General features: G+C 65.2%; 15 protein-coding genes. 6 read left to right on the plus strand and 9 right to left on the minus strand.

Annotated features, from left to right (window positions below; translation table 11 throughout):
• Positions 1–142 precede the first annotated feature (142 nt).
• From SR3_RS20050 to SR3_RS20075, 6 genes are all read right to left on the minus strand, one after another.
• Entirely contained in the window at positions 143–1,189 is a 1,047-nt protein-coding gene (locus SR3_RS20050; RefSeq protein ID WP_068090077.1) for an alpha/beta hydrolase, read from the minus strand.
• A gap of 22 nt (positions 1,190–1,211) precedes the next feature.
• Positions 1,212–4,070, minus strand: a complete 2,859-nt coding sequence (locus SR3_RS20055) for a TonB-dependent receptor (protein WP_068090078.1) — start codon at positions 4,068–4,070, stop codon at positions 1,212–1,214.
• 353 nt (positions 4,071–4,423) lie between these two features.
• A complete protein-coding gene (locus SR3_RS20060; protein ID WP_068090079.1) occupies positions 4,424–5,977 on the minus strand; it encodes a carboxylesterase/lipase family protein in 1,554 nt (517 codons plus the stop codon).
• Between the two features lie 2 nt (positions 5,978–5,979).
• On the minus strand, positions 5,980–6,741 hold the full coding sequence (gene kduD / locus SR3_RS20065; protein WP_068090117.1) for a 2-dehydro-3-deoxy-D-gluconate 5-dehydrogenase KduD: 762 nt from the start codon (positions 6,739–6,741) through the stop codon (positions 5,980–5,982).
• 8 nt (positions 6,742–6,749) lie between these two features.
• Positions 6,750–7,586 (minus strand): 5-dehydro-4-deoxy-D-glucuronate isomerase, encoded by an 837-nt coding sequence (kduI, locus tag SR3_RS20070; RefSeq protein WP_068090080.1) that lies wholly within the window; start codon positions 7,584–7,586, stop codon positions 6,750–6,752.
• 134 nt (positions 7,587–7,720) lie between these two features.
• Positions 7,721–8,740, minus strand: coding sequence for a LacI family DNA-binding transcriptional regulator (locus SR3_RS20075; protein ID WP_068090081.1), 1,020 nt, complete (start codon positions 8,738–8,740; stop codon positions 7,721–7,723).
• A gap of 328 nt (positions 8,741–9,068) precedes the next feature.
• Between SR3_RS20075 and SR3_RS20080 the strand changes: the two genes are divergently transcribed.
• The 3 genes from SR3_RS20080 to SR3_RS20090 all read left to right on the plus strand — a co-directional run bounded on the left by SR3_RS20080 (position 9,069) and on the right by SR3_RS20090 (position 12,670).
• Positions 9,069–9,896 (plus strand): 2-keto-4-pentenoate hydratase, encoded by an 828-nt coding sequence (locus SR3_RS20080; protein ID WP_068090082.1) that lies wholly within the window; start codon positions 9,069–9,071, stop codon positions 9,894–9,896.
• A gap of 80 nt (positions 9,897–9,976) precedes the next feature.
• Complete coding sequence (locus SR3_RS20085; protein ID WP_084455756.1) at positions 9,977–11,320, plus strand: MFS transporter; 1,344 nt, start codon at positions 9,977–9,979, stop codon at positions 11,318–11,320.
• A 132-nt stretch (positions 11,321–11,452) separates the two neighbouring features.
• Positions 11,453–12,670: a patatin-like phospholipase family protein gene (locus SR3_RS20090; protein ID WP_068090083.1), complete on the plus strand. Its 1,218-nt coding sequence runs from the start codon at positions 11,453–11,455 to the stop codon at positions 12,668–12,670.
• 108 nt (positions 12,671–12,778) lie between these two features.
• Here the strand turns inward: SR3_RS20090 and SR3_RS20095 are convergent, their stop codons facing one another.
• Together SR3_RS20095 and SR3_RS20100 are read right to left on the minus strand one after the other, a co-directional pair.
• A complete protein-coding gene (locus SR3_RS20095; protein ID WP_068090084.1) occupies positions 12,779–12,988 on the minus strand; it encodes a hypothetical protein in 210 nt (69 codons plus the stop codon).
• A 99-nt stretch (positions 12,989–13,087) separates the two neighbouring features.
• Positions 13,088–13,975 carry a LysR family transcriptional regulator gene (locus SR3_RS20100; RefSeq protein WP_068090085.1) on the minus strand — a complete coding sequence of 296 codons (888 nt, stop codon included), beginning with the start codon at positions 13,973–13,975 and terminating at the stop codon, positions 13,088–13,090.
• A gap of 95 nt (positions 13,976–14,070) precedes the next feature.
• Between SR3_RS20100 and SR3_RS20105 the strand changes: the two genes are divergently transcribed.
• Genes SR3_RS20105 through SR3_RS20115 form a run of 3 tightly spaced genes read left to right on the plus strand, consistent with a single transcriptional unit; the run spans position 14,071 to position 16,401 of the window.
• Positions 14,071–15,297 carry an MFS transporter gene (locus tag SR3_RS20105; protein WP_068090119.1) on the plus strand — a complete coding sequence of 409 codons (1,227 nt, stop codon included), beginning with the start codon at positions 14,071–14,073 and terminating at the stop codon, positions 15,295–15,297.
• Positions 15,290–15,994 (plus strand): alpha/beta fold hydrolase, encoded by a 705-nt coding sequence (locus SR3_RS20110; protein ID WP_068090086.1) that lies wholly within the window; start codon positions 15,290–15,292, stop codon positions 15,992–15,994. The genes SR3_RS20105 and SR3_RS20110 overlap by 8 nt, the downstream gene beginning before the upstream one ends.
• Positions 15,991–16,401 (plus strand): VOC family protein, encoded by a 411-nt coding sequence (locus SR3_RS20115; RefSeq protein WP_068090087.1) that lies wholly within the window; start codon positions 15,991–15,993, stop codon positions 16,399–16,401. The genes SR3_RS20110 and SR3_RS20115 overlap by 4 nt, the downstream gene beginning before the upstream one ends.
• Here the strand turns inward: SR3_RS20115 and SR3_RS20120 are convergent.
• A complete protein-coding gene (locus tag SR3_RS20120; RefSeq protein WP_307562978.1) occupies positions 16,386–16,796 on the minus strand; it encodes a DoxX family protein in 411 nt (136 codons plus the stop codon). The two genes, SR3_RS20115 and SR3_RS20120, sit on opposite strands and share 16 nt — an antisense overlap.
• Between the last annotated feature and the right edge of the window lie 12 nt (positions 16,797–16,808).

Consider the following 16,808-nt stretch of genomic DNA (forward strand, 5'->3'; position numbering starts at 1 on the left):
GCGGACTGACGATGGGCAGACCCGCCACACTGGCGTAAAGGTCTCGCGCAATGGCGCGCACAGACGGGTCAGAAGGCAGCAGGCGGTCGGGATGAAGGTCGAGCGGGCGGGGCATGGGAAATCCTTGGGGTAACAGACGTGTTCAGAGCAGGCCGGTGGTCTGCGCCCAGTTCAGCCACAGCTGAGGCCAGATCGCCACCGGAAGGCCCACCGCGCCGCGCAGGCCGAAGCCATGGCCGCCCTGCTCGAACAGATGGGTCTCGACGCGGGCGCCTTTCGCCTTGAGCGCGTCGCGCAGCATCAGCGTGTTGAGCGGATTGACCACCTTGTCATCCTCGGCATGCAGCAGGAAATGCGGCGGCGGATTGGCGGGCAGGTTTTGCGAGGGTGTATGGGCATCCTCGAAAGCCTGGCTGGTGTTGGGGCCGAGCAATTGCTTGCGCGATTCCGAGTGCCCCACGGGCAGATGCATCGACATCACCGGATAGCAGGGCGCGGCGCAGATCGGGCGGGCAGAATGGCGGTCCGCATCGTCCACCGGCGCATAGACCTTCGCGTCGAACCGGGCGGCCAGATCGGAGCAGACATGCCCCCCCGCCGAAAAGCCCATCGCCGCCACGCGATTGGGTTCGATGCCGAAGGCCGGGGCGTGATAACGGATCAGCCGCATCGCGCGCTGGGCATCGCAAAGCGGGGTATCGGCGCCGCTCGCCCAGTCCCAGCCATGCGCGTCGCCGCCCGGCAGGCGGTAGACCAGCACGAAGGCGGTGAAGCCGCGTTCGGCCATCCAGCGGGCCAGCTCATAGCCCTCCTTGTCCACCACCACGCGGACATAGCCGCCGCCCGGCGCGATCAGCACCGCCGCGCCATTGGGCTGCTTCGGGCGGAACACCGCCATGCGCGGGCGGCTCTGGCCGGTGATGTAGCGGTCGTGAGGCTCGCCCGGCTTCATGCGATCGGGGATTTCCTCGGTTAGCGGACGCAGCAGGCCGGGGCCGACACCGCCGGGCCACAGATCGATCACCTCGGTCACGTCAGGCAGAGCCGAGGCCGGAGACGAGGGCGGGAAGGAAGCCCCCTTTCCTCCCGCCGGGAGCCCAGCCCCCGGCGCGTTCAGCGCCAGAGCCTGCGCGGGCATAGCCCCCGCCGCCGCGCCCGCCACCAACAGCGTTCGGCGATCGAGTTTCATGCCCTTCTCCTTCTCATAGATGTTACAGCTTGTAGCGCGCACCAAAGACGATGGTGCGGCCGGTGTGCTGGCTCTCATAATTGCGCTGCGCCGTCGCATCGGTCCAGTGGTAGGTGTAGCGGTCGAGCAAATTCACCGCATCCACAGAGACTTCCAGCTGCTTGGTCAGCGAATAGCGCAGCGACCCATCGAGGCTGGCATAGGCGCCATAGCCTTCGAAGACATTGCCGGTGGCGCTGTTCTGATCGTTGTAGGGCCCGCGGTAGGAGTAGCTGATGCGGCCCTGGATCGGCCCCTTCTCGTAATAGAGCGTCGCGTTCCATGTCGTCTTCGACAGGCCGAAGAAGGAGGAGGTGACGGTCGAGGCCGGCAGGGTGATCGTGCCGGTGGAGCTGACCGCCGTGCCCGCCCCGCTGACATTGTAGGTGGCATTCGAACTGGTCAGCGTGACGTTGCCGATCACGCCGAAGTTCTTGAGCATGCCGGGCAGGAAGCGCAGCGGCGCCTGAAGGCCCAGCTCCACGCCCTTCAGCTTGGCGCCCGTGCCATTGCCGATCGAGCTGATCGTCCAGACCTGACCTTCCGGATTCTGAGCGGCGGGCGAGCCGGGCGACAGGATCGAGGTCGGCAGGCCCGTCGAGGCGAAGGTGCCCTGCGTGACGGTGCTGGACGGGAAGCTGGCGACATCCTTGTAGAAGAAGGCCACCGAAATTAGCGACTGCGGCGCGAAATACCACTCGACCGCCGCGTCATAATTGGTGGCGCGGTAGGGATCGAGCTGCGGGTTGCCGTAGCTGACCTTATAGTTGAACGAATCGACCGAGCCGCCCGGGGTGAGATTGCCCAGCGCGGGGCGCGTCATCACCTTGGCGATGGCGAAGCGGACGATCACATCCTTATGCGGGAACAGGTTGAGGTTGGCCGAGGGCAGGAAGTCGTCATAGCTGCGCTGCACCGTCACCACGGTGGTGCCGTTCTGCAGGCCGGTCGAGCTTTGGCCGGTGTGAGCATAGCGGATGCCCGCATCCAGCGTGACATCCATGCCCACGGCGCGGGTCTTCCAGTCGCCCTGCAGATAGAAGCCGCTGTCCTCTTCCTTCACCGAGCGGGTGTTGGAAGTGTCTGCCACCAGCGGGCGGTTGTAGAGGTTGGTGAAGGCCGTGGTGGCGGGCAGATTGGCGACGATAAAGCTGCTGGTGGTGCCGGCGGGCTGGCCCGCGTTACCCAGATTGACCGTATCGACCATGCTGGAATTGATCGGGAAACCGTTGTTGGTCACCGAGTTCGACGAGCAGGTGATCGTGCCCAGCACCAGATCCTTGCCGGTGGTGGAGGGGCAGACCAGCGTGTTGCGGTTCGCGCCCCAGGTGTCGAACCCGAAGAGGCGATAGAAACCGCCCAGCTTCAGCGTCAGCGTATCGGTCGTCTTCCACTCGAAATCGGTCTTGTAGGTGCGGAAGGTGTTGTTGGTGTGCGTGGGCGCGTCGCGGATTTCAGCAAGCTGATAATTCGCCGGATCGGTGACCGACGAGCCGAAGCTGATCACCGGATGGGCCATATTGGTGTAATCGTAGGAGAAGCCCTGCGCCGTGCGGTTGTCCAGCATGATGGTGGTGGCCAGCGGCACCGACAGCACCGACTTGGAGGCGCCCGCCAGCACATCGACCTTCAAGCGGTCGGTCAGATCATGGGTCAGATGACCGTTGATCTGGTAGAAGGTGGAATTCTGGATCTGGCGGTAATGCTCGCTGCGCTGATAGGCGTTGTTGAACGTGCCCGAGACCATGTTGCCATTGCTGTCATAGGTCGGGTTGATGACGCTGATGCCCTTCTCGTTGGAGCGGAACAGCACCTCGGCCCATTCTTCCTGACGCTCCTCGTGATAGCGCGAGAAGAGGCCGTCGATCTCGAGATGGGTGGCGTCATCGGGCTGCCACTCGACCGAACCGGTCAGGCCCAGGCGCTTGCGGTCATGGGTGATGACGCCATAGCGCGGGATGCGCGGATGGAAGGCCAGCGCCGCCTTGTTGCACGCCGCCGACTGGAGATAAGTGTTGCCCGAGAAGCATGGGGTGGTCACGCCATTGCTGGTCACCGAGGCGAAAGGCGCCTGCGCCCAGCGCGTGGTGTTGTTGCCCAGCTCCAGCGTGTAACCCTGCGAATAGGCGGCCGAGGCGTTGATGCCGAAAGTGCCGTCCTCATTCTTCCAGTTGAGCAGCCCGGCCAGACGTGGCCCGACATTGCCCGAGAGCGTGTTGTAGGAACCCGAGGCCGAGACCAGCCCGGTCAGCCCCGATTTGGCGCCCAACGGATGGCCGGTGTTGAGATCCACCACCGCGCCCAGCGAGCCTTCGTCCAGATTGGCCTCGGCGGTCTTGTGGACCACCAGCGACTTGAACAGCTCCGAGGCGAAGACGTTGAAATCGAAGGAGCGATCGCGGTTGGGCGCGCCGCCCGAGCCCGCCAGCATCGAGGTCGACTGCGCGGGCAGCCCATTCACGCGGGTGACGGTGAACTGGCTGCCCAGACCGCGCACCGTGATCTGGCGGCCCTCGCCACCGTCGCGCGTGATGGCGACGCCGGTGATGCGCTGCAGCGATTCGGCCAGATTCTGGTCCGGGAACTTGGCGATATCTTCGGCGACGATGGCGTCCACCGCGCTGACCGAGGACTTCTTCAGATTGAGCGCCGCCTGCAGCGACTGGCGGAAGCCGGTGACGACGATGTCCGAAGCGGGCGGCGCGCTCTCCGCTGCGGGAGCCGGTTCCGGCGTGGTTTGCGCATGAAGCGCGGGCGATGCCAGCGCCGTGCCCGCGATCAGCGCGAGGCGGATGAATGAAACTCGCTTGGCGGCATTCTGCCGCTCCTGTGCCTTATGCATGGTCACTCCCCCTAATGCCTTCCAGTGTGCCCGCGCTGCGGGCTGACCGCGAGAGGAAGGAATGGCACCGGTGTCAAAACCGGAAAAAGCTTTTGGCGTCCTGTCAGCCTTTTCCGGCTTTATTCAGCGCACCATGCATCCATTCCCACCGCTTATACGGCCTGCCTTATCTTTTTCCCCTCGTCACCCGGCGGTTGGGCCGGCGTGCGAGGAGTGTTTTGTCCGATTTGGTAACCGGTGTCATCGATGTCGCATGAGGCGGGGGCGCTGTCAAGAAGCGTGATGTGTGAATGATGGTTGGTGATGCAGGTGAGGCACAGTTGAAGGGGGCGCGCCCTCCCGCTTTACCCCCTTCAAACCCCCGGCTGCACATAGGGCGCGATGCCCCACATCTCCCGCTCCCACCCGCGCGGGTCGTTTTCCACGCGCGGAGTTTCGCTGGCCAGCAGAGTCGCGCGGGTCGGCAGGCGGTAGGGCTCCCATCCCGCCTCGCCTGTTTTCGCCAGCTTGACGAAGGCGCCTTGCAACAGGTTGCGCGTGGCCTGCGCTCCGGCGTCGGTGCCGGAATAGCTGCGGCCCCATTCGCTGTGCTGCACATCCAGCGTGCCGAAAACATAGGGAATGTCATCGGTATGCCCCGTGCCGCGCAGGGGATCGATCGGCGAAGGGCGGGTAAGACAATAGACCCAGGTCTTGTCGGCATGCGCCTGCGCGCGCGCGTCAGCCTCGATCACCTGCCCCGGCCAGCTGCGCCCGGCGGTGGTGGCCGCGTAATAGACCTGCGTGGGCGTCCAGTCCGGGTGATGGGCGCGGTATTGGGCGACCACATAGTTGGGTTCGAGATCGATCTTGACCTCGGCGTTCATGCGGGCGGACAGGTTCTCCCAGGTGAGGCCCTGCCCCTTGGGTCCGTGCGGATCGAGGAAAGTGCGCGTCTCCTGAAGCACATTGCCTAGGATCATCGGGATGCCCAACGACTGCGGCGCGGCATCCGGCCAGAAGGGATGGCGCGGCAGGTTGGTCATATCCAGCACCGGACCGAAATAGGCCGAGCCGCCCATAATCGGATCGCGCGCATGCAGCCCGGCGATCAGGCGTTCGAGCGGCATCTGGCGCAAGCTTTCCACATCGCCGGGGGCCAGTTTCAGTTCGGCCATCAGGGCTTTGGTGCGCTGCCAGGCATGGTCCGGCCCGCTGGCCTGCACCTGCTGACCGCTCATGGTGGCGGCGCTGTGGAACAGGCCCTTGGCGGCGGGCATGGCCATCAGCGTGGCGATCTTGGCCCCGCCACCCGACTGGCCGAAGACCATCACGCGCGAGGGATCGCCGCCGAAACGGGCGATGTTGGCCCTCACCCATTGCAGCGCGGCGATAAGGTCAAGCTGCCCCAGATTGCCGCTGTCGGCGTAACGGGATCCGAAGGGCTGCAGCCAGAGATAGCCCAGCGCATTGAGCCGGTGGTTGACGGTGACCACCACCACATCGCCCTGCTCGGCCAACTTGCCGCCGCGTGTCAGCGGATCGGTGACGCTGCCGCTGGTGTAGGCGCCGCCATGGAAATAGACCATCACCGCGCGCTTGGCGGCGGGGTTGGTTTCGGGCGTCCAGATGTTGAGGAAGAGGCAATCCTCGGCCTGAGCCTCGCTGGCCAGGCCGGTTTGCGGCGCGATGGGGGCGAAGTCCGCCTTGCCGAAAAAGGGCTGCTCGATGGCGGTGGCGATCACGGGCCCTTCGAAGCGGGCGGCGCTAGCGTAGCGGATGCCGGGGAAGGCCCAGACGGCGCCTTCGCGTTTGCCTTTTGCCGGCTGTTTGAGAGCGTTTGCGCCATGCAGCAGGCCGGGAGCCGCCAGAGCGGCAGCCCCCAGACCCTTGGTCATGGCGCGGCGGGTGAGAGCGCCGCCGCTCATGGTTAACGGGCCAGCCAGCCGCCATCGACGGCGAGGATGTGGCCCTGAATGTAATCGGCGGCACTGCTGGCAAGGAACACCGCCGCGCCACCCATATCCGCCGGGCTGCCCCAGCGATTCTCGGGGATGCGCTCAAGGATCTGGCGGTTGCGGGTTTCATCTGCCTGCAGCGCCGCCGTGTTGTTGGTGGCGATATAGCCCGGTGCGATAGCGTTGACGTTCACGCCCTTGGAGGCCCATTCGCAGGCCAGCAGCTTGGTCAGCCCGGCCACGCCCGATTTCGACGCGGTGTAGCTGGGCACCCGGATGCCGCCCTGAAACGACAGCATCGAGGCGATGTTGACGATCTTGCCGCGCTGGCCGGTTGCCGCATGGTTCGCGATCATATGGCGACCCGCAGCCTGGCTCAGAAAGAAGACCGATTTGAGATTGGTGTCGACCACCGCATCCCAGTCTTCCTCGGTGAAATCGACAGCGTCGGCGCGGCGGATGATCCCGGCGTTGTTGACCAGAATATGCAGCCCGCCCAGCGCCTCAACCACCTGAGCCACCACATCGCCCACCGGCGCGATGGAGGAGAGATCGGCCTGCACCAGCTCGCATTTGCGACCCAGCGCGCGGATCTGCGCCGCTGTCTCATCGGCTGGCGAACGGCCCACGGCGGCGACATCGGCCCCCGCCTGCGCCAGCGCCAGCGCAATCCCCTGACCGATGCCCGTATTGGCACCGGTCACCACGGCCACGCGGCCCGCCAGATCGAACATGGCTGCGCTCACTTCAGCTGGCAGATGTCGAGGACGTTCATGTCGGTGTAGTCGAGGTTCTCCCCGCCCATCGCCCAGATGAAAGCGTATTTCTTGGTGCCGCTGCCCATATGGATCGACCAGGGCGGGCTGATCACCGCCTCTTCATTGGCGATGACGATGTGGCGCATGTCTTCCGGTTCGCCCATGTAGTGGAAGATGCGGTCGTTCTTCTCGGGCAGGTCGAAGTAGAGATAGATCTCGCTGCGGCGGTCATGCAGATGCGGCGGCATGGTGTTCCACACGCTGCCTTCCTCCAGCACGGTGAGGCCGAGCAGCAGCTGGGCGCTCTCGCAGACGCCGGGGATCACCAGCTGATAGATGGTGCGCTGATTGGAATTGGCCAGATCGCCGCGCGCCAGCGGGTTGGCCTGATCCAGCGTGATATGCTTGATCGGCAGGGTTTTGTGCGCCGGAACGCTGGCGATGTAGAAGCGCGCGCCCTCACCCTCGAAGATCACCTCCTTGCTGCCCATGGGCACATAGAGGCATTCCTTGTTGCCCATCTCGAAACGCTGGCCATCGACGGTGATCGCGCCCGCGGTGCCGATGTTGACGATGCCCGCCTCGCGGCGCTCCAGGAAGGGATGGCCCGCGGCACTGGCCGGAACGGTCTGCTCGGGCAGCTTGATCGGGCTAGCGCCGGGCACCGCGCCGCCAATCACGAAACGCTCATTGTGCGAGTAGTTGAGCGTCACCTGGCCGTCCACGAACATGCCGCCCACCAGATAGCGGTCACGCAGATCGTCGTTCGAGACGCCTTCCATCATATCGGGATGGGTGGCGTGATAGGTCTTGGCAAACATGTGTCTCTCCCTGCCCGCAGGCGTGTGGCCGCCATTGCTGCGCGCTTTGCTTGCCGCAGGTCTAGCGAGGTTTGGTAACCGGTGTCAACACTCTGACGCTTCGTCAGAATATGTCCACCATATGCACCAAGGGATCACATTTTGAAAGGAGCAACTGACTCGCGATGGATCGTTTCGGATTCGAAAAAGGCCACTTCTCTGGCCGCACGATCCGGATAAATCAGCTTGATAGCCGCCGAATAGGCCATCGCCTTGATCGGCCAGCGCACGGTGGTGAGCGGCGGCCACATATGCGCGGCGATCGGCGTATCATCGAAACCGATCAGCGAAACATCGTCGGGAACCGTCAGCCCGGCATGATGTGCGGCATGAACGACGCCTGCCGCCATCTCGTCATTGCTGGAGAAGATCGCGCTGGGCCGCACCGCGCCCGAAAACAGCACGCGCCCGGCCTCCAGCCCGGTTTCGAAGGTGTAATTGCCGCCCGCCATCAGCGCCGGATCAACGGGAATGCCATGGGCGGAGAGCGCATCGCGATAGCCCTGCTCGCGCTCATAGGCCGAGCGGAAGCCCTGAGGGCCCGCCACGAAGCCGATTCGCCGGTGCCCCTGCGCGATCAGATGATTCACCGCCGCCGCCACCGCCTGCCGGTCGTTCGATTCGACCAGATGGCTTTCATCATCGAGTCGCGCCGAGCCCATCCGCACATAATTGCAGCCCAGTTCACGGCACATGGCGGGCAAGGCGTCCATTTCCGACATCGGCGGCATGATCAGCACGCCGAACAGGCGCTGCTGCTGGATGAAGAAGCGGATGTCCTCAAGCAGGGTCGGACTGCGGCGGTCGATGGAGCGCAGCACCAGCGCGAACTCGCTGTCGCGAATCGCCTCCAGCATGCCCTGCTGCACGGTCAGCACGGTCTGGGCATTGGGGTTGTCATGCACCAGGCCGATCAGGAAATTGCGCCGCAGCGCCAGAGCGCGCGCCTGCGGATTGGGCACATAGCCCAGTTCGGCGATCACTTTCTCCACCTTCTCACGCGTGGCGTCGTTGAGCAGGGGCGAGCGGTTGATCACCCGGCTGACCGTCTTTTTCGAGACGCCGGCCTTTTCCGCCACATCGTTGATCGTCGCTTTCGCCTCGTGCTTTTGCACACAACCTCCTGAGCGGCAGCCTCGATTGCGGCCGAAACCCCAGCCTTGCCCGCAGGAACGGGCGCTGGCAACCGGATTGACACCGGACAACCTCAAGATCCTTCCCTTTATCGCCAATCTGACACCGGTTACCGATACCCGGCTCCGCCTCCCCTCCTGCCTTACGCACCCCCGCAAACACGCGGCATTCAAGCCATTTCGCGCGAAAAATCTGTCCCGCATCAGCGGACAGGACAAAAATTGCCAAGATGATTGTCAATGACACCGGTTTCCAGTAACCCTGTCCCCAAGACGACTGCACACAAGATAACGGGGAAGGTTGGGAAGAGTGTCCGTAGAGATCGACAGGCTTGAGATCGACAAAGTCGCCAGCGCCTTTGTGCAGGCGCGCCGCGATGCCACAGGGCTGGCCACCTATCCCGGCACAAGGCCGCAGGACATGGCGGAGGCCTATGCCATCCAGAATCGCGCCCTCGCCCTTGAGGATGGCCCCGAAAACAAACGTACCGTGGTCGGCTGGAAGGTGGGCCGCGTGCCCCCGCCCCACGTCGAGCGGCTGGGCACGGACCGGCTGGCCGGGCCGATCTTCGCCGATACGGTGGTCTGGGCCGCGCCCGGCACCGCGCCCGAAATGCCCGTTTTCGCCGATGGCTTTGCCGCCGTGGAAGCCGAATTCATGGCCCATATCGCCCCTGGCTTCACAGGCCCGGTGCCCACGGATGACGCCGGAACGCTGGCGATCCTCGACGATCTGCGCATCGGCATCGAGATCGCCTCCTCCCCCTATCCCGGCATCAACGAGGACGGCCCCACAGTCACCGTCTCGGATTTCGGCAACAATCACGGGCTGATTCTTGGCGCGGTGCTGGAAGGCTGGCGTGAGGTCGATTTGCGCGCCATCCCCCTCTCGACCACCATAGATGGCGAACTCGTGGGCGAGGCCACAGCCGCCACCATGCTCGATGGCCCGCTGGGCGCGGTGCGCTTCCTGCTCGCCAATCTGATCGAGCGCGGGATCGACACCTCGAAGGGGCTTTGGGTCTCGACCGGAGCGGTCACCGGCGTCCATGCCATCGCCGTGGGGCAGAGCGCCACCGCCAGCTTTGGCCCCCATGGTCAGGTGTCATGCCGGATCGTGACCGCCAAACCCCGCTGATCGGCAAAGACAGCACCGGCGATCCACACTAGGGTCGCCGCGATCAAGAGCCCGCAAAGGGCCATGATGGAGAGAGATCGATGAACAGCGCCATTTCAGACCCGCAATCCGTCTCAAGAGCGGCCAGCGCCGATGCTTCGGCTCCGCTGGCCGCTGATACGGCAGCGGGGCTCTCGGCCAAAGCGGGGCGCTACCGCTGGGTGGTCTGCGGGCTGCTGTTCGCGGCCACCGCCGTCAATTACATCGATCGCCAGATGATCGGCGTTCTGAAGCCCACGCTGCAAAGCGAACTCGGCTGGGACGAGAATGCCTATTCCAACATCATCTTCTGGTTCCAGATGGCCTATGCGCTGGGCTATCTCAGCTTCGGGCGCGTCGTCGACAAGCTGGGCGCCCGCGTGGGTTACGCCATCGCCATCGTGATCTGGACCATCGGCCATATGGCGCATGGCTTCGCCAGCGGTGTCGCTTCCTTTGCCGCCGCACGCTTCGGGCTGGGCGTGGGCGAATCCGGCAACTTCCCTGCGGGCATCCGCGCCGTGGCCGACTGGTTCCCCCAGCGCGAGCGGGCGCTGGCCATCGGCATTTTCAACGCTGGCGCCAATGTGGGCGCGATCATCACCCCGCTGCTGGTGCCTGCTCTGGTGCTGTGGTTCGGCTGGCGCACCGCCTTTTTTGTTACCGGCATCTTCGGCGTGGCCTGGCTGGCGGCATGGTGGGCGCTCTATCGCCACCCTTCCATCCATCCCCATGTCACGCAGGGCGAACTCGACTGGATCCGCCAGGACAAGCCCGACACCGGCGCGAAAATCGGCTGGGGCCCGCTGCTCTCCAAGCGGGAGACCTGGTGTTACGCCATCGCCAAATTCCTGATCGACCCGATCTGGTGGTTCTTCCTCTTCTGGTTGCCGGGCTATCTGTTCGACCGCTATCACCTTGATCTCAAAAGCTTCGGCCTGCCACTGGCGGCAATCTACATCATCTCGGACCTTGGCAGCGTGGCGGGCGGCTGGATGTCCTCCACCATGATCCGGCGCGGCTACAGCGTGAATGCCGCGCGCAAGCTGACCATGCTGGTCTGCGCCATCTGCGTCGCCCCGATCTGGTTTGCCCAGAGCATCGAGAGTGTATGGGGCGCCGTGCTGGTGATCGGCCTGGCCACCGCCGCGCATCAGGCCTTTTCCGCCAATGTCTACACCCTGCCCTCCGACCTGTTCCCCCGCGCGGCGGTGGGCAGCGTGGTGGGCATCGGCGGCACCATCGGCGCGCTGGGCGGCATGGGCATGGCCAAGTTCACCGGCTATGTGCTGGACACCACCCACTCCTATGAAGTGCTCTTCGCCCTCTGCGCCAGCGCCTATGTGCTGGCCCTGCTGGCGGTGCATCTGCTGAGCCCGCGTCTGGAACCGGCGCGGTTGGACTGAAGATGTGATGGCGCTTTTTGTTCCCGTTTTTTCGCGTGCAATCAGGGGCATTGCCCTTGCGTGCGGCAAGCTTGCATCGGCGGTGCCTTAGGATAGTGTGGGCTCACCCCCCACGCTCTCACAGGAGCCGCCATGTCGTCCTCGCCCAAGTTGCGTCCATGGAAAGCCCCCTCCACTCATAACCGCGGCGACAATGGCACGCCCTTCAGCTGCGTCGCCCTGCTGTTTCAGGGCGGAGGCGCCTTGGGAGCCTATCAGGCGGGCGTCTACGAAGCATTGGCCGAGCGCGAGATCGAGCCCAACTGGATTGCCGGCATCTCCATCGGCGCGATCAACAGCGCGATCATCGCGGGCAATCCGCGCGGCAGCCGCGTGGGTAAATTGCGCCAGTTCTGGGAGGGCGTCAGCGCCCATACCGCCAGCTGGGCCGAATGGCTGCCGCATCTGGCGCGCGACGCCACGGTGCGGGGCGCCATCAACCAGATGGCGGCGGGCCATGTGATGGTCGGCGGCGTGCCCGGCTTCTTCACCCCACGCATGCTGCCCCCCATGCTCTACCCCAGCGGCAGCGCCGGGGCGACCAGCTGGTACGACACCACGCCCTTGAAAAGCACGCTGGAGTCGCTGGTCGATTTCGACCGCATCAATGCGCGCGAGACCCGCTTCAGCGTGGGGGCGGTCAACATCCGCACCGGCAATTTCGCCTATTTCGACAATGCCACCGACAAGATCCGGCCCGAGCATATCATGGCCAGCGGCGCCCTGCCCCCCGGCTTCCCGCCTGTCGAGGTCGATGGCGAGCATTACTGGGATGGCGGTCTGGTCTCCAACACGCCGCTGGACTGGGTGCTGTCATCCCGCTCGGAGCTGGACACGCTGGTGTTTCAGGTGGACCTGTGGAGCGCGCGCGGCCCCCTGCCCTCGGATCTGTCCAGCGTGGCGGTGCGCGCCAAGGAGATCCAGTTCTCCAGCCGCACCCGCACCGCCACCGACACCTTCCGCGAGCGCCAGTTGCTGCGCGCAGCCTTCCGCAAGCTGGCCGCGCAGGTGCCGCCCGAGCTGCTGGAAACCCCCGAGGCCAGGACGCTGATCGAGGCGACCGACCCGGCGCTCTTCAACATCGTCCAGCTGGTCTACAAATCGCAGACCTATGAGGGCGAATCGAAGGACTACGAGTTCTCCCGCCAGACCATGGAAGACCACTGGACCGCCGGTTACGAAGACGCCCAGCATACGCTGACTCACCCGGAAGTGCTGCGTTTGCCGCATGATCCATCCGGCGTGGCGGTCTATGATTTCACCGGGGCCGAGCATGAAAGCCACCGGCATGCCAAGCGGCGGGGGAAGTAGGGTTTAGAAAGGGATGCCTCCGGCGGTTTGGGTTTTCGGCCTTTGATTTCGGGCCGGGAGGTTGAGGTGATAAGCCGCTGCGCTGAAGGGATTGCTCGCGCGCAGCGATCAGCTCGACCGTAGGTCCCACAAGGCGGCGGCCATCAGCACCACGATGACCACAATGTTGGTGTAACGATAGCGTCTCAGCGCTTTACGTCCGCAGGCCTTGTCGGCGCCATCGAACATCATCGCCGCGCTATCGTCCTGGCTCGTTGTGTTCGAGCAATGGCTATGCGTGTGCGAACTCATATCGGCATGGGAATGACAGGAATCCATGATTCGTCTCATCGCCTTTGAATATCAGTATTATGGCGCCCCATTAAAGGGATTGCAAAGGGCGATGGCCCTTTGCCCGCCGGAGGCCCCCTTCCACCCCTAACCCGGCAAAGCCAGCCCAAGAAAATGCTGCACCAACACGTTCCGGAGCCCCCGCAAGCTGGCCAGCGCCAGCCTGGTGCGGGCCTTCACATCGCCAATGGCGCGATAGCTGACGCCCTCCAGCGCCAGTTGCCGCATCGACACCGGCACCACAGACACCCCCTGCCCCGCCGCCACCAGTGACAGCACCGAAGACAATTGCGGCGCCGCCTGCCCCAGTTGCGGAGTGAACCCGGCCAGCGCGCAAGCCTCCAGCGCGGCGTCGAACCAGGCCGTGCCAACGGGGCGCGGGGTGAGGATAAAGGGATCGTCACGCAGATCGGCCAGCACCAGCGGCGCGTCAGGGTCTTCGGGCAAGGCCGGATGGCCCAGAGGCACGGCGGCAATCATCTCCTCATCGGGAAAGAGGCTGAGATGCAGATCCACTTCGGTGGGAGAGGGCCGCAGAAAGGCCAGATCGAGGCTGCCATCACGCACCCCCTGCCCCAACGCCGTGCTGTTGCGCTCCAGCAGGGTCAGCTCCACCTGCGGGCGCGAGCGCTGAAAGGCCCGGATCGCCGCCGGGACGATCGGGTTGAGCGCCGCCGCGCCCGTGAAGCCGATGCGCAGGGCGCCCGTCTCGCCACGCCCCGCCCGCTGGGCTTGCCGCACCGCTCCCGCCACCTGATCGGGCAGCGCCGAAACGCCGTCCAGAAATGCCCGTCCCGCCTCGGTCAGTTCCGCGCCATGGGGCACGCGGTGGAACAGGCGTGTGCCGATTTCCTCCTCCAGATCGCGGATCTGCTGACTGAGCGGCGGCTGGCCGATCCCCATGCGCGCGGCGGCGCGGGTGAAATTGCCCTCCTCGGCCACGGCGAGGAAATAGCGGATATGGCGCAGTTCCATCAGGCACTCCTCTCGCCATCTCCATATATAAAACCAATCACAATCGCCAGTGTCATAGATTGGACTGGCGGTCATGGCAGGCCTATATCGGGCCCATGAACGCCATCTCCTCCTTTCCCGATCTGCCTCTGCCCGAAGGCATGGCGCGCGGTGCGCCAGCCTATCGCCATGCCAGCCTTGCGCTGTTTCTGGCGGGGTTCTCCACCTTCTCACTGCTCTATTGCGTACAGCCGCTGCTGCCGGAATTCTCGCGCAGCTTTCATATCGGCGCGGCGGAGAGTTCGCTGGCCCTTTCACTCAGCACTGGCGCGCTGGCGCTGGCGATCTTTGCCATGGGCGCGCTGTCTCAGGCTCTGCCGCGCAGGCCGCTGATGTTCGCCTCCATGGCCTCGGCAGCGCTGTTCAACCTGCTGGCCGGGATCGCGCCATGGTGGCCCGCGATGCTGGGATTCCGCCTGCTGGAAGGTCTGGCGCTGGGCGGCGTGCCCGCCGTGGCGATGGCCTATCTGGCCGAGGAGATCCACAGCCGCGATCTGGGCCGCGCGATGGGGCTCTATGTCGCGGGCACGGCCTTTGGCGGCATGGCCGGGCGCGTGGGCATGGGCGTGCTGACCGACCTCACCTCATGGCGCGGCGCGATGATCGCCATCAGCATCGCCGATCTGGCGGCGGCGGCGGGTTTTGCCCTGCTGCTGCCCGCCTCGCGCCGCTTTATCCCGCATGAGCGCTTCCAGCTGCGCGGCCATCCCGAAATCTGGCTGGGCCATCTGCGCAATCCGGCGATGCTGCGGCTGTTCGGCGTGGGCTTCGTGCTGACCAGCGTCTTCGTGACGGTGTTCAACTACGCCGGTTTCCGCCTGTCCGCCGCACCTTACAATCTGGGGCAGACGGCGATCAGCATGATCTTCCTGACCTATATCTCGGGCATGTTCACCAGCTCGGCGGCGGGGCAACTGGCCGACCGCATCGGGCGCCGCCTGCCCGCCGCCGCCGCTCTGGCGCTGATGGGGCTGGGCGTGGCGGCCACCATGGCCAGCGCCTTGTGGGTGGTCATTCTGGGCATTCTGCTGGTGACGATCGGCTTTTTCGCCGCCCATGCCATCGCCAGCGGCTGGGTCGGGCGACTGGCCGGGCCCGCCAAGGGCCATGCCGCCTCGCTCTATCTGCTGTTCTACTATCTGGGCTCCAGCGTGACAGGTTCGGTGGGCGGCTGGTTCTGGCAGCATCTGGGCTGGAACGGCGTGGCGGGCCTGTCAGGCGCACTCGCGCTGGCGGGCGTGGTGCTGACCCTGGGCATCCGCGAGGAGCGCGCCCATGGCTGAAGCTCTGGTCCTTCTGCCCGGCCTGCTGTGCGACGCGCGGCTGTGGCGCCAGCAGGCCGACGATCTGGCCGACATCGCCGCGCCATGGATCGCCGACCTCACGCAGGACGACAGCATCCCCGCCATGGCCGGGCGCGTGCTGACTCAGGCGCCAGAGCGCTTCGCTTTGGCAGGCCTGTCGATGGGCGGCTATGTCGCGCTGGAGATTATGCGGCAGGCGCCCGAACGCGTTACCCGCCTCGCCCTGATGGACACCAGCGCCGCGCCCGATGGCGAGTCCCGAAAGGCCGAACGCGAGCGCGCCATCAAAACGCTGGGTCTGGGCCGCTTCATGGGCGTGACCGAGGCGATGCTGCCCCAGCTTGTCCATGAAAGCCATGTGCGCAGCCCGGTGGGTGCCACGGTGCGCGCCATGGCCAAGGAGGTGGGCCAGCAAGCCTTTGTGCGCCAGCAGCAGGCCATCCTGACCCGCGCCGACAGCCGCCCTCTGCTGCCGCTGATTGCCGTGCCCACGCTGATCGCGGTGGGCGAGGATGACCGGATGACCCCGCCCCCTCTGGCCGAGGCCATGCATCAGGCCATCCCTGGGGCGCAGCTGCATCGCTTTGCAGCATGCGGCCATCTGCCCCCGCTGGAACAGCCCGAGGCCACCAGCGCTGTCCTGCGTGACTGGTTGAACTGGGAGCAAGCCGCATGATCCGCGCCACCGCCATCGACCATATCGTGCTGAATGTGCGCGATCCCCAGATCAGCGCCGATTGGTACACCCGCATCCTTGGCATGTCGCGAGAGGAAAACGCCCCTGCCCCCGGCAAGACCCCGCGCATCAGCCTGCATTTCGGCGTTCACAAGATCAATCTGCGCCCCATCGCCGCCACGCAGGCCGAATGGTTCACCGGCCATCACCCCGCCACCGGCAGCGACGATCTCTGCTTTCTGGTCGATGCCTCGCCCGATGATGTGGTGGCGCATCTGGCGCAGCAGGGCGTGGCGGTCGAAGTCGGCCCGGTGGACAAGCGCGGAGCACAGGGCACGATCCGTTCGGTCTATTGTCGGGATCCCGATGGCAATCTGATGGAACTCGCCAGCTATCCCTCGGTTTGATCCGGGCTTTTGCTGCACCACAGGGCTAAAAAGATCAGCACCGGCTGCGCCACCATGCGCGGCAGATGATAGCCATAACCCAACCCATGATCGGGGCGCGCCAGATCCATCATCATATGGTGGATGTTGGCCGGCCAGACACAGAGCGCATAGAGCGCCAGCGCCACACCCGCCGCCCGCCGCAGCCCCGGCCAGCGCCCTTGGGCCAGCGCGACAGCCCCGGCGATCTCGCACAATCCCGTCACCGCGATCATCAGCGCCGGATCAGGTACCCAGCCGGGCGTGATGCCGATGAAAGGCGCGGGCAGCGCCAGATGCAGCACCCCTGCCAACCCATACAGCACCACCAGAAACCAGCGCGCCACCACGCGCTTGCTGCGCAGCATTCCAAGCATCGCATGCCCCTT

The organism is Novosphingobium rosa NBRC 15208, assembly GCF_001598555.1.
GTDB lineage: Bacteria > Pseudomonadota > Alphaproteobacteria > Sphingomonadales > Sphingomonadaceae > Novosphingobium > Novosphingobium rosa.

Bases quoted from the DNA above. Each gene is read 5' to 3' on its own strand.
- SR3_RS20115 (WP_068090087.1), top strand. From the start codon at position 15,991: ATGATCCGCGCCACCGCCATCGACCATATCGTGCTGAATGTGCGCGAT.
- SR3_RS20055 (WP_068090078.1), bottom strand. From the start codon at position 4,070: ATGCATAAGGCACAGGAGCGGCAGAATGCCGCCAAGCGAGTTTCATTC.
- SR3_RS20060 (WP_068090079.1), bottom strand. From the start codon at position 5,977: ATGAGCGGCGGCGCTCTCACCCGCCGCGCCATGACCAAGGGTCTGGGG.
- kduD (WP_068090117.1), bottom strand. From the start codon at position 6,741: ATGTTCGATCTGGCGGGCCGCGTGGCCGTGGTGACCGGTGCCAATACG.
- SR3_RS20095 (WP_068090084.1), bottom strand. From the start codon at position 12,988: ATGGATTCCTGTCATTCCCATGCCGATATGAGTTCGCACACGCATAGC.
- SR3_RS20085 (WP_084455756.1), top strand. From the start codon at position 9,977: ATGAACAGCGCCATTTCAGACCCGCAATCCGTCTCAAGAGCGGCCAGC.
- SR3_RS20100 (WP_068090085.1), bottom strand. From the start codon at position 13,975: ATGGAACTGCGCCATATCCGCTATTTCCTCGCCGTGGCCGAGGAGGGC.
- SR3_RS20050 (WP_068090077.1), bottom strand. From the start codon at position 1,189: ATGAAACTCGATCGCCGAACGCTGTTGGTGGCGGGCGCGGCGGCGGGG.
- SR3_RS20110 (WP_068090086.1), top strand. From the start codon at position 15,290: ATGGCTGAAGCTCTGGTCCTTCTGCCCGGCCTGCTGTGCGACGCGCGG.
- kduI (WP_068090080.1), bottom strand. From the start codon at position 7,586: ATGTTTGCCAAGACCTATCACGCCACCCATCCCGATATGATGGAAGGC.
- SR3_RS20090 (WP_068090083.1), top strand. From the start codon at position 11,453: ATGTCGTCCTCGCCCAAGTTGCGTCCATGGAAAGCCCCCTCCACTCAT.
- SR3_RS20105 (WP_068090119.1), top strand. From the start codon at position 14,071: ATGAACGCCATCTCCTCCTTTCCCGATCTGCCTCTGCCCGAAGGCATG.
- SR3_RS20120 (WP_307562978.1), bottom strand. From the start codon at position 16,796: ATGCTTGGAATGCTGCGCAGCAAGCGCGTGGTGGCGCGCTGGTTTCTG.